Genomic DNA, 12477 nt, shown 5'->3' on the forward strand with positions numbered 1-12477 from the left:
CGCGACCACACACCGGAGTTGCTAGGTTCGCCCGCGATGACTCGCACCGAGCTCGAGAACCAGACCCCTGCCGCCGCCCGGCTCCGCACGTCGTGGGCCCTCGCCGCGGCGGGCTCCGTCCTTCTAGTGCTCGGGCCGCTGCTCGGCGTGGTCGACGGCGCGGAACCCGCCTTCACGTCGTGGCCGCTGCTCGCCCTGCTGGCGCTGTTGCCGCCGGTCGTCGCGGGCGTGCTGCTGACGCGCGGCCGCCCGTTCGTGGCCGCGGGGCTGATCGCCGCGACCGGCGTGTTCGCGGTCGGCCGGCTGCTGAGCGACCTGCTGATCGCCTTCGAGCCGATGGCCGTGGCACGCCCCGAGCTGTTCCGGCCGACGACCCTCGTCGCGGTCACGCCGACGCTCGGCGTGTGGCTGCTGGTCGGCGGACACCTGCTGGTGATCGCCGCGGGCGCTCTGTCCGCGGGCCGCGCCGGCATGCCGGCCGACGAGTCCGAGCCGCCGACCCTGGTCGCCGTCCCGGTGCTCATCGCCCTGGGCGCCGCGATCGGCCTGCTGGGCAAGCCGTTCACCTCCACTGACCCGTTCCAGCTCGACCGCGGAGCGTGGGACCTTCCGGTGCTCGGCCTGGTCGGCGGCCTGCTGATCGCGGTGGCCGCGCCGCTCGCGACGGCACTGGCGGCCAGTTCGCCCGACCCGGACACCCGCCAGGGCGGAACGATCGGCGTCTCGTTGTCCCTTCTCGCGATCGTGGTGCCCTCTCTGGCCGTGGGCACCCTCGCGCCTGGACTCACCATCAGTGCGGGACCGGTGTCCGTGTTCATCGCCGCACTCCTTCTTCCTGCCGTGCCCCTCGTCGGACGGACCGTGCGCCTGCTGCGCGGTCAGCGCGACGAGAAGTACGACCCCGCGCTGCCCTCCATCGGGCGGATGCACGCGATCGCGGGCGCGTTCGCCGTGCTGGCCGCCATCGCGATGCTGGTCGGCGCGCTCCTGCCGCAGCTCGTCCTCACCACCGGTGGCACGGCCCCCGACCTCGCGTCCGTGAACCTGCTCTGGGTCGCGGGGCTCGCGTTCGGCGTGCTCGGCGTCCTCTTGTTCGTGCCGTCGGCCGCGTCGGTCGTGCGCCCGGCGCTGCTGGGCGGCTACCTCGCCATGCAGCTCGCCGCGGCGGGCATCACCCAGGTCGTGGTGGCGGCGAGCCAGGTCGGCGTCGCCCAGCCCGGCGCGGGCTTCTGGCTGATGGTCGTCGAGGTCCCGCTCGGCCTGCTCGCCCTCGCCTGCGCCGGCCTCGCGGGCGCGACCGAACGCGAGTACGCGGGTGAGGTGAAGAAGGAGCAGCTGCCGGTCACCGAGCTCGGCGCGATCCTGCTGGCGGGTCTCTTCGCGATCGGCGCCTACGTCACCCCGACCATGCGCGGCGACAACTACACGTCGCCCACGGTGGTCCCGGACAGCGACCCCGCGGTCTCATGGGCTCTCCTCATCTCTCTAGTGGCACTGATCGTCTCCCTCGTGACCGTGTTCCGGTCGAGGCCCGCTCGTGGCGCCGCCACACTCGCCGGTCTGGCGCTACTGCTCGGCGTCCGCGCGCTCGAGCTGCCGCTCACCGGCGACCGGGTCGAGGGGGCCGCGGCGGCACCCGGCACCTGGCTCGCGCTGGCGTCGATCGCCGCTCTGGTGCTCGCGGCCGGCTTGATGGGAGCCCGCGCGAGCCGCTGAAACGTGGCGCGCGACTCGCTTTCCCCTATATCGCGCGCGTGCGCGTGATCGACCTCACCGCCGTTGAGACCGACCTCACCGGTGGTGGCGTGCGAGCGGTAGCCGCAGCTCGATAGTGTCTGGGCCCAGCCGCGTCAAGTGGGTTCGCTTGGCCCCTTGAGGACCACCCAGGCGCGGTGTTGTGTTCCGACACCGACGTCGCAGGAGACCCGAGTGGACCTGTACGAATACCAGGCGAAGGACCTCTTCGCCGCCCACGGCGTCCCGGTACTGCCGGGCGATGTGGCCACCAACCCCGCCGACGCCAAGGCCATCGCCGCGAAGTTCGGCCAGGCCGTCGTCGTCAAGGCCCAGGTCAAGACCGGCGGCCGCGGCAAGGCCGGTGGTGTGAAGCTCGCTTCCACCCCCGAGGAGACCGAGGAGAAGGCGACCGCCATCCTCGGCCTGGACATCAAGGGGCACATCGTTCACCGCGTGCTGGTGACGCCCGCCTCCGACATCGCGGAGGAGTACTACTTCTCCTTCCTCCTCGACCGTGCCAACCGCACCTTCCTCGCCATGGCGAGCGTCGAGGGCGGCATGGACATCGAAGAGGTCGCGGCCACCAAGCCCGAGGCCCTCGCGAAGATCCACATCGACGCCATCAAGGGCGTCGACGTCGCCAAGGCCACGGAGATCGCCGACGCGGCGAACTTCCCGGCCGAGGTCAAGGACCAGGTCGTCGACACCATCGTGAAGCTCTGGGAGACCTTCGTCTCCGAGGACGCCACGCTGGTCGAGGTCAACCCGCTCGTCCGCGACCCGCAGGGCAAGATCGTCGCCCTCGACGGCAAGGTCACGCTCGACGAGAACGCCGACTTCCGCCACCCGGCCCACGCCGAGCTGGTCGACAAGGCCGCGGAGAACCCCCTCGAGGCGAAGGCCAAGGAGAAGGGCCTCAACTACGTCAAGCTCGACGGCGAGGTGGGCATCATCGGCAACGGTGCCGGTCTCGTGATGTCGACGCTCGACGTCGTGGCGTACGCCGGTGAGCAGTACGGCGTGAAGCCCGCGAACTTCCTCGACATCGGTGGCGGCGCGTCCGCCGAGGTCATGGCCAACGGCCTGGACGTCATCCTCGGCGACGAGGCCGTCCGCTCGGTCTTCGTCAACGTCTTCGGCGGCATCACCGCGTGCGACGCCGTGGCCAACGGCATCGTGAAGGCGCTGGAGATCCTCGGCGACTCGGCCACCAAGCCGCTCGTCGTCCGCCTGGACGGCAACAACGTGGAGGAGGGCCGCGCGATCCTCGCCGAGGCCAACCACCCGCTGGTGACCGTTGTCGACACGATGGACAACGCGGCCGCCAAGGCCGCCGAGCTCGCGGCTGCGGGGGTCTGAGTCAGATGGCTATCTTCCTCAACGAGAACAGCAAGGTCATCGTCCAGGGCATGACCGGTGCCGAAGGCACCAAGCACACCAAGCGCATGCTCGCGTCCGGCACGAACATCGTCGGTGGCGTGAACCCGCGCAAGGCGGGCGAGAAGGTCGACTTCGACGGCACCGTCCTCCCGGTCTTCGGCACCGTCAAGGAGGCCATGGAGGCCACCGGCGCGAACGTGACCGTGATCTTCGTCCCGCCGGCCTTCTCCAAGGCCGCCGTGGTCGAGGCGATCGACGCCGAGATCGAGCTGGCCGTCGTCATCACCGAGGGCATCCCGGTGCACGACACCGCCTACTTCTGGGCGCACGCCGTCGCGACGGGCAACAAGACCCGCATCATCGGCCCGAACTGCCCCGGCATCATCAGCCCCGGCAAGTCGAACGCCGGCATCATCCCCGCGAACATCGCGGGCAGCGGCAAGATCGGCCTCGTGTCGAAGTCGGGCACGCTGACCTACCAGATGATGCACGAGCTGCGGGACTTCGGTTTCTCCACCGCGATCGGCATCGGTGGCGACCCGATCATCGGCACCACGCACATCGACGCCCTGGAGGCCTTCGAGGCCGACGAGGAGACCGTCGCGATCGTGATGATCGGTGAGATCGGTGGCGACGCCGAGGAGCGCGCGGCCGCGTACATCAAGGAGAACGTGAAGAAGCCGGTCGTCGGCTACGTCGCGGGCTTCACCGCTCCCGAGGGCAAGACCATGGGCCACGCCGGCGCCATCGTCTCCGGCTCGGCGGGCACCGCGCAGGCGAAGAAGGAGGCCCTCGAGGCCGCCGGCGTCAAGGTCGGCAAGACGCCGTCCGAGACCGCCGCGCTGATGCGGGAGATCATGCAGGCTCTGTGAGGTCGCCGGAGGCCTTCAGGTTGCTGAGGCTCTGATCTCACCACGTTCTGCCACGCGAGGGCTGGGCTCCGAGTACCTTCGGAGTCCAGCCCTCGCTCGTATGGCGGAACCGGCATGATCGGTCCATCGTCTTAGCGGGTACAGAGCACTGCTAGCGTCAGTCGACGCACCCTGGTTTGAGGAGGAGACCTCGACATGTCCGTGCCTTACGGCGCACCCCAGCAGCAGCCGCCGGGTCCGGCACAGCACCAGGCACCGCCGTCGGCCCACGGGGCCCCCGGCGCCAACAGCATCAACCTGACCCTGATCCTCCCGCTGGTCGCGGCGGGTCTCGGTCTGGTGGCGTACCTCGTCGCGTTCGCGGACGACGTCAGCAGCGGCAACGTGGTCTACCTGCTCGCCGCGGGCGCGCTCGCCGGCCTCTCGGTGCTCCCGAGCACCCCGAAGGGCTTCGTGCCGGTCGCCGCTGTCCTGGCCGCCGTGCAGACGCTGCTGCAGCTCCAGGTCATCATCAAGTCGCCGTCCGTCCAGGGCCTCGACATCGTGTTGCTGATCGTCGCGCTGCTCGAGACCGCCGCGATCGTGCTCGCCTTCCTGATGGCCGAGGGCATCGTGAAGTTCGAGCCGAAGCCGGCGAACCCGTACGCGGGCCAGCAGCAGCAACAGCAGGGCCAGCCGGGTGGCTGGAACCCGCAGTCCGGCGCGTTCCCGCAGCAGGGCGGCCAGCAGTTCGGCCAGCAGCAGCCGCAGCAGGGCCAGCAGGCCCCGCAGCAGCAGTCGTTCGGCCAGCAGCAGTCGTTCGGTCAGCAGCCGCAGCAGCCCGCGCAGCCGGGTCAGCCGCCGCAGCAGACGAGCTTCATGCCGCAGCCGGGCCAGTTCGGCTCGCCGGGCACGCCGCCCGGTGGCTTCGGCGGCCCGCAGCAGTAGGGTCCGCTCACCGTTCGACCTCAGGGGTGGTGCCGGTTCTCCGGTGCCACCCCTGTCGCTTGACCCGGCGTGCCTGACCTGATCAGCGCAGTCGGCCTGAGACAGTGGAGAAGTGCCCGTGCTGCAACGCGAGGTGACCCGCGAGGTCAACACCGTGCGCCCTCCCGAGTTCTCGCGGTCCGAACGCCTGCGCGTGCTGGTCGCCGCCGCGGTCGGATCCGTCGTCGTCGGGTACGCCGCGGTCGCCGCCGTCCTCGCGCTGGTCTCCGCGACGGCCACGTACGCGGAGTTCTCCACCTCCGGCGTGCTCAGCGCCGCCGCGCCCGCCTGGCTGGCGGCGCACCACGTGCCGTTGCGCTTCGAGTCGGGCCAGCTCGGGGTGCTGCCGCTGCTCGCCACCGCGTTGCTGATGCTGCTGGTCGGCCGCACCGCAGCGGGCACCGCCGACCGCCTCGGCCTCTACGAACCGCTGCAGGCCCGCGGGGTCGTGCTCAGCATCGCCGGAGCGCACGCCGTCGTCGGTGGCGCGATCGCGCTGGTGATGGGTGATGGTGTCGTGCGTGCGACACCGGCCGTGGCGTTCTTCGGCTGTGCGGCGGTGTCCGGCCTTGCGGCGACCATCGGTGTCGCACGCCGGTGCGGCCTCTACGAGGTGGTGTTCGACAAGCTCGACCCGGTGGCGTTGCACGGGCTGCGCGCGGGTTTCATGGCGTTGTTCGGGCTGGTCAGCCTGGGTGCGCTCGCGGTCGCGGCGGGGCTCGCGGCCTCGTGGCCCACGACCAGCGGGCTCTTCGCGGACGCCGGTCCGTCGTTCGGCGTCGGCCTCGGCGTCTTCCTACTCTGCCTCGCCTACCTGCCGAACGCGATCATCGCGGGCTTCTCCTACGTCGTCGGCGCCGGGTTCTCGCTGGGTGCCGTCGAGGTCACGCCGCTGAAGTTCACCGGTGGCCAGGTGCCGCCGGTGCCGTTGCTCGCGGCGATGCCGGAGAGCGCGTTCGTGTGGAGCCCCGCCGTGCTGGTGGGTGGTGCGGTGATCGGCGTGCTGGTCGGCTGGACCTGTCGCAAGGTGTCCGACCGGTCGACCTCGCGGGTGCGCGCGGTGCTGGTGGCCGCGATCACGGCGGGCGTGGGTGCCCTCGTGCTCGCCGCGACCGCTGGTGGCCGGCTCGCGGGCGGCGCGTTCGACCCCGTCACGGTGCCCGCGGGACTGCTCGCGCTGCTCGTGGCGCTGTGGGTGCTGGTGCCCGGCGCGCTGGTGGCCTGGCTCGCCGGCAACCGCAAGGCGGTCGCGGCGGCGGAAGGCACCCCCGAGTTCGTCGAGCCGGACTACGACGAGGAGACCGCCGACCCGGACGTCGTGTTCGAGGACGACGAGCTCACCGACCAGTTCGAACAGCTCGAAGTCGTGGACGAGGACGAGTTCGGGGTCGACGACGACCTCGAGGACGACGACTACTACGACGAAGAAGAAGACGAGTACGAGGACGAGGAAGACCTCGACGACGTCGACGAACTCGAAGAGCCGGAAGACGTCGAGGACGAGGAAGAAGACGCCGAGGAAGAGGTCCCCGAAGAGGAACAGGACCTCGACGCCGAGTTCGACGAGATGCTGGGCATGGAGCCCGAGGAGGACCTGGACGGCAAGCCGGAACGGTGACGGCCTAAACTGCCCCTGAGCTGCTGCAACACGACGCCCAGGAGTAGACGCTGAGCACCGAACTTCGGCTTCCGACACCGGCGCGCGTCGTCGTACTCGTCTCCGGTTCCGGAACCCTCATGCAGGCCCTGCTGGACTCCGACCTCCCGATCGAGGTGGTCGCCGTCGGCGCCGACCGCGAGAACATCGAAGGTCTGAAGCGCGCCGAACGCGCCGGGGTACCGCACTTCGCCGTGAAGCTGCGCGACCACCCCGACCGCGACGCCTGGGACGCGGCGCTGACCGAGGAGGTCGCGTCGTTCGAGCCGGACCTGGTCGTGTCCGCCGGCTTCATGAAGATCATCGGTGAGCGGTTCCTCGCCCGCTTCGGCGGCCGGATGATCAACACCCACCCCGCGCTGCTGCCATCCTTCGCCGGAGCGCACGCCGTGCGCGACGCGCTGGCCTACGGCGTGCACGTCACCGGTTCGACGGTGCACCTGGTCGACGCGGGCGTCGACACCGGCCCGATCCTCGCGCAGGAGGCCGTGGTCGTCGAACCCGGCGACACCGAGGACACCCTGCACGAACGCATCAAGGTCGTCGAACGCCGGCTGCTCGTCGAGACAGTCGGCCGACTCGCCCGCGAGGGCTGCACCGTGAACGGACGAAAGGTGAGCATCCCGTGACCACTCCTGCCGAGAGGCGACCGGTACGCCGGGCCCTGATCGGGGTCTCCGACAAGGCCGGCCTGCTGGAACTGGCCACCGGCCTGCACGCGGCCGGAGTCGAGGTCGTGTCCACCGGCGGCACCGCGAAGGTGCTGGCCGACGCGGGCGTCCCCGTGACGCCGGTCGAGCAGGTCACCGGGTTCCCCGAGTGCCTCGACGGCCGCGTGAAGACGCTGCACCCGCGCGTGCACGCCGGTCTGCTGGCCGACCTGCGCAAGGACTCGCACGTCCAGCAGCTGCGCGAGATGGACATCGCGCCGTTCGACCTGCTGGTCGTGAACCTGTACCCGTTCACGCAGACCGTCGCGTCGGGCGCGTCCCCGGACGACTGCGTCGAGCAGATCGACATCGGCGGCCCCGCGATGGTCCGCGCGTCGGCGAAGAACCACGCCAACGTCGCGGTCGTCGTCGATCCGGCCCGCTACGAGTGGGTGCTGGAGAACGTCCGCGAGGGCGGCTTCACGATGGCGGACCGGCAGCGCCTGGCCGCGGACGCGTTCCGCCACACCGCGTCCTACGACGTCGCGGTGGCGTCGTGGATGGGCAACGTGCTCGCGCCGGACGACGAGGGCAGCGGCTTCCCCGGCTGGGTCGGCGCGACCTGGAACCGGTCGAACGTGCTGCGCTACGGCGAGAACCCGCACCAGAACGCCGCGATCTACACGCAGGGCGACGGCCGCACCGGCCTCGCGTCGGCGAAGCAGTTGCACGGCAAGGAGATGTCGTACAACAACTACCTCGACGGCGACGCCGCCTGGCGTGCCGCGTGGGACCACGAGCTGCCGTGCGTCGCGATCATCAAGCACGCCAACCCGTGCGGCATCGCGGTGTCCGAGCTGAGCATCGCGGACGCGCACCGCAAGGCGCACGAGTGCGACCCGGTCAGCGCGTTCGGCGGCATCATCGCGGCGAACCGCGAGGTGACCGTGGAGATGGCCGAGTTCGTCTCGGAGATCTTCACCGAGGTCGTCATCGCTCCGTCCTATGCGGACGGTGCGGTGGAAGTGTTGCAGCGCAAGAAGAACGTGCGCATCCTCGTGGCCGAGGCGCCCGCGCGCGGCGGTGCGGAGATGCGCCCGGTGTCCGGCGGCCTGCTGCTGCAGCAGCGCGACGCCATCGACGCCGACGGCGACTCGCCGAAGAACTGGACGCTCGCGTGCGGCAAGCCCGCGGACGAGAAGACGCTGGCGGACCTCGAGTTCGCGTGGCGCGCCATCCGCGCCGTGAAGTCGAACGCGATCCTGCTCGCGAACGACGGCGCGACCGTCGGCGTCGGCATGGGCCAGGTCAACCGCGTCGACTCGTCGATCCTCGCGGTGAAGCGCGCCGGTGACCGGGCTCGCGGCGCGGTCGGCGCGTCCGACGCGTTCTTCCCGTTCCCGGACGGCCTCGAAGTGCTGCTGGAGGCCGGTGTCCGCGCGGTCGTGCAGCCCGGCGGTTCGGTGCGCGACCCCGAGGTCATCGCCGCCGCCGAGAAGGCCGGCATCACGCTCTACCTCACGGGCACGCGTCACTTCGCCCACTGAGGCTCGTTGCTCGAAGGGGCCGCTTCCGTCGGGGGAGCGGCCCCTTTCGCGTTCAGAGCTTCCCGGCCATGTCCTGCGCGATCCCCTTGGCGGCCGCTTCGAGCTCCGCCGGGTCGGGCTTGGTGTTGGAGAACAGCCCCGCGTCCCAGCCGGAGATGTCGACCTCGACGAGGTAGTCGCCCGCGCGCACGATGACCGCCAACTCGGTGAACGCGGAGTTCGTCTCCACCAGGATCACCACGGCCTCGTCGCCCAGGCCCTCGATCGGCTTCTGCAGCGGCGTGCCCTGCTTGTTGGCCATGTTCATCGAGACGGCCCGGTTGAACGCGGTCTCCACCGCCTCCCGCTCGGCGTGGACGGTGACGTCCGTGGAGCGCTGGCCCGACCCGTCGACACCCTTGGTCTGGTTCCACGAGCAGATCGTGTTCGTGCCCTTCGGCACCTTCGTCTCGCGGGACGCGCGCCCGTTCGGGTTGGTGGTGCGGGCCTGGGCGAGCGCGGCCTCGGAGACGTGGCCGCACACCTCGGGGAGCTTGTCGGCGCGCTTCTCGGTGCCGCTGTCGGCGTGCGCGTCGAGGTAGAGGACGAGGGCGGTGGCGGCGCCCGCGAGCACCAGGAGGCCGGCGAGGATGCCGATTACCAGCGGGGCCTTGCTCTTGCGGGGTGGCTGGGGTGGGTAGCCCGGCTGAGGTGGGTAGCCCGGTTGGTGCTGCCAGCCTTGCGGCCCAGGGTGCTGCGGACCGGGTTGTGGGGTGCCAGGTTGTTGCTGGCCGGGGTGTTGGTGGCCTAGTTGGTGTTGGCCGTGTTGCTGAGGTGGCCCCGGCTGTTGCGGTCCCGGTTGCTGCGGCCAGCCCTGCTGCTGGTGCCAGCCGTGCGGTGGTGGTTGGTTCACAACTTCCCCAGAACGTCGTCGAGGACGGCGCGGCCCCTCGCCCGGAGCCGCGACTCGTCCGGTTCCTCTGCTTCGCCGGTGGTGCGGTGATGGGCCATCCGATACCTGCCGCCGGCCGCCACCGCACCCGCCGTGAGCGCGACGGCCGCCACGACCGGGAACGTGCCCTCGTCCGGTCTCCGTGCCGCTGCCAGTGCACCCACCTGCGGTTCCCCCTCGACCTCATGTCGATCGAGCAACCGTAGAGGACCTTCCGGACCCGTGTGGCCGTGTCCACCAAAAGGGTGACGCTCTGGCGTTGACACAGGGGTGTGTCCACGCGCTACGATCATCCCGTTCGTTCGAACAAGAGTTCGAATAAGCAAGTCGCCGAACTTCCCACGGCGGCCGTGCACAGGGGTGCGCACGGTCCGAGATGGGAGGTGGGTGGAGTGTCCAGGTCGGCAACGGCGTCGCTGTCCGAGCTCGGGGTGAACCCGGCCAGCGAGCTGACCAGCACCACCACCGACCACGCCACGGGGCGGGTTCTGCCGGTTCACGGGGAGCTGGCGGGCCTGCTGCCGTGGGGCGGCTTGCGGCGTGGCAGCACGGTGTCGGTGGGCGGATCGACATCGTTGCTGCTCGCCCTGCTGGCGGGAGCGACCGCGGACGGCTGCTGGGCCGCCGTGGTCGGCCTGCCGCAGCTCGGGGTGCTGGCCGCGGCCGAACTGGGCGTCGCGGTGCAGCGCCTCGCCCTGGTCCCCAGTCCCGGCAGTGATCCGGGCCCGGTCATCGCGGCCCTGCTCGACGGCATCGACCTGGTCGCCGTCGCCTGCCCGGTGCCTCCCTCGCTCGCCCGCCGGTTGACGGCGCGGGCTCGTCAGCGCAAGGCCGTGCTCATCGCCTTCGGGGCGTGGCCCTCGGCCGACGTCGCGCTGACCGCCGAGTCGGTCAGCTGGAACGCGCTCGACGACGGCGCGGAGACGTTGCGGCGTCAGCAGATCAGCGTGCGCAGCGGTGGCCGCGGTTCGGCCGGGCAGGCGCGGCAGGTGCTGCTGACGTTCGGCGAAGAAGAGATCGAGCTCCCGCTGGTGGCCGGTTCCCCGGCCCGCTCCGACGAGCCGGCTGATGCCGGTCCGGGCCGGGCCGACGAACTGGCCGCCAGGCGGGCTGACCCTGCCGCCACCCGGCGGTCGGAGGCGATCGAGCGGCTGGTCCGGCTCGCGGAGAAGGGTTCCGCGCGGTGAGGGACACCCGTCTGCTCGCGGTCTGGTGTCCGGACTGGCCCGTTGTCGCCGCCTGCACCGCCACCGGCACCGCCCTGCACGTGCCGGTGGCGGTGGTCGACGGCAACGAGATCGTGGCCACCTCGGCGGTGGCGCGCACCGAGGGCATCCGGAGGTCGATGCGCAAGCGCGCGGCCGAGGCCATGTGCCCCGAGCTGATCACCTTCGAGCACGACCCGCAGCGCGACGCGCGGTTCTTCGAGCCGGTGGCGGAGGCCGTCGAGGAGCTCGCGCCCGGCATCGAGGTCGTGCAGCCGGGGCTGGTCGCGGTGCCGGCACGGGGACCGGTCGGCTACTTCGGGACGGCCGAGCAGGCCGCCGAACGGATCGTCGACCACGTCGCCGCCCGCACCGGCACGGAGGCCCAGGTCGGTGTCGCCGACAGCCTGTTCGCTGCCACGAAAGCCGCGCACCGCAACGTGATCGTGCCACCGGACCGGACGGCGGAGTTCCTGGAACCGCTGGGAGTGCACGAACTCGACGCCCCGGAGCTGGTCGACCTGCTCCGCCGGCTCGGGCTGAAGACGCTCGGCGCGTTCGCCGAGGTGCCCGAGAACGCGGTGGCGTCGCGGTTCGGCGGCCCGGCGACGAGGCAGCACCGGCTCGCCCGCGGGCTGCCCGAACGCCCGCTGGACAAGCGGAGGCCCGCGCCGGAGCTGGCGGTGACCGAGACCTTCGACGACCCGGTCGAGCGGATCGACGCGGCCGCGTTCGCCGCCAAGACCCTCTCGGAACGGCTGCACGAGAACCTCGCCGCCCGCGGTCTCGCGTGCACGCGGCTCGGCATCCACGCCCGCACCGAGACCGACGAGGAGCTGCACCGGGTCTGGCGGGCCGCGGAACCGTTGACACCGCGGGGGATCGCGGACCGCGTGCGCTGGCAGCTCGACGGCTGGCTCACCCGCGAACGCCTCGCCTCCGGCATCCGCACGCTCACCCTCGAACCGGTCGAGGTCGTCACCGGCACCGCGCTGCAGCTCGGGCTGTGGGGCCACGACGACGAACGGGCGGTGCGGGCGTTGCTGCACGTCCAGGGACTGCTCGGGCCGGACGGTGTGCTCACCGGCGTCCTCGACGGCGGCCGGGGACCGAAGGAGCAGGTCAGGCTCGTGCCGTGGGGCGACGAGCGAACGCCGCTGCGCGCTCCGGACCACCCGTGGCCCGGCCGGCTCACCAGGGCTCCCGCGACCCTCGCCGACGACCCGGCGGAGCTGCGGGACGCCGCCGGTGGCGAGGTCGGCGTGACCGGGCGACTCGAGCTCACCGCGCGACCGGCGGTGCTGGCGGTCAGGGGGAAGAGGCTGGAGATCACCGCGTGGGCTGGTCCGTGGCCGGTCGACGAGCGGTGGTGGGCGCCGGACCCGCACCGGGCCGCGCGCATCCAGGTGCAGACGGACGAACGGGCGTTCCTGCTGGTCCGCAGGGACCAGAGGTGGTTTCTGGAAGGGGTGTACGACTGATGAAGGACGAGTACTGGGATCTGCTGGAGACGCTGATCCCGTTGCCGCGCA

The 12477-nt window shown here is 71.4% G+C and carries 11 protein-coding genes; 9 read left to right on the plus strand and 2 right to left on the minus strand.

Annotated features, from left to right (window positions below; translation table 11 throughout):
• Positions 1-36: 36 nt before the first annotated feature.
• The 7 genes from ABZX02_RS23485 to purH all read left to right on the plus strand — a co-directional run bounded on the left by ABZX02_RS23485 (position 37) and on the right by purH (position 8809).
• Positions 37-1716: a hypothetical protein gene (locus ABZX02_RS23485; RefSeq protein ID WP_355300703.1), complete on the plus strand. Its 1680-nt coding sequence runs from the start codon at positions 37-39 to the stop codon at positions 1714-1716.
• A gap of 213 nt (positions 1717-1929) precedes the next feature.
• Positions 1930-3096, plus strand: a complete 1167-nt coding sequence (gene sucC / locus ABZX02_RS23490; protein WP_189154469.1) for an ADP-forming succinate--CoA ligase subunit beta — start codon at positions 1930-1932, stop codon at positions 3094-3096.
• A gap of 5 nt (positions 3097-3101) precedes the next feature.
• A complete protein-coding gene (sucD, locus tag ABZX02_RS23495; RefSeq protein WP_355300704.1) occupies positions 3102-3989 on the plus strand; it encodes a succinate--CoA ligase subunit alpha in 888 nt (295 codons plus the stop codon).
• Between the two features lie 195 nt (positions 3990-4184).
• Positions 4185-4916, plus strand: a complete 732-nt coding sequence (locus ABZX02_RS23500) for a DUF5336 domain-containing protein (RefSeq protein ID WP_355300705.1) — start codon at positions 4185-4187, stop codon at positions 4914-4916.
• 112 nt (positions 4917-5028) lie between these two features.
• Positions 5029-6573 (plus strand): DUF6350 family protein, encoded by a 1545-nt coding sequence (locus tag ABZX02_RS23505; protein ID WP_355300706.1) that lies wholly within the window; start codon positions 5029-5031, stop codon positions 6571-6573.
• 50 nt (positions 6574-6623) lie between these two features.
• Positions 6624-7241, plus strand: a complete 618-nt coding sequence (gene purN / locus ABZX02_RS23510) for a phosphoribosylglycinamide formyltransferase (RefSeq protein WP_355301054.1) — start codon at positions 6624-6626, stop codon at positions 7239-7241.
• Entirely contained in the window at positions 7238-8809 is a 1572-nt protein-coding gene (purH, locus tag ABZX02_RS23515; RefSeq protein ID WP_355300707.1) for a bifunctional phosphoribosylaminoimidazolecarboxamide formyltransferase/IMP cyclohydrolase, read from the plus strand. The genes purN and purH overlap by 4 nt, the downstream gene beginning before the upstream one ends.
• Positions 8810-8861: 52 nt before the next feature.
• On the opposite strand, the gene ABZX02_RS23520 is transcribed toward purH, so the two are convergent.
• Positions 8862-9422, minus strand: a complete 561-nt coding sequence (locus ABZX02_RS23520; protein ID WP_355300708.1) for a hypothetical protein — start codon at positions 9420-9422, stop codon at positions 8862-8864.
• Between the two features lie 275 nt (positions 9423-9697).
• A complete protein-coding gene (locus tag ABZX02_RS23525; RefSeq protein ID WP_355300709.1) occupies positions 9698-9904 on the minus strand; it encodes a hypothetical protein in 207 nt (68 codons plus the stop codon).
• A 228-nt stretch (positions 9905-10132) separates the two neighbouring features.
• Between ABZX02_RS23525 and ABZX02_RS23530 the strand changes: the two genes are divergently transcribed.
• Positions 10133-10927 (plus strand): hypothetical protein, encoded by a 795-nt coding sequence (locus ABZX02_RS23530; protein ID WP_355300710.1) that lies wholly within the window; start codon positions 10133-10135, stop codon positions 10925-10927.
• A complete protein-coding gene (locus ABZX02_RS23535; protein WP_355300711.1) occupies positions 10924-12426 on the plus strand; it encodes a DNA polymerase Y family protein in 1503 nt (500 codons plus the stop codon). Before ABZX02_RS23530 ends, ABZX02_RS23535 begins: the two co-directional genes overlap by 4 nt.
• Positions 12427-12477: the final 51 nt, after the last annotated feature.

The organism is Lentzea sp. NPDC003310, assembly GCF_040610935.1.
Lineage (GTDB): Bacteria > Actinomycetota > Actinomycetes > Mycobacteriales > Pseudonocardiaceae > Lentzea.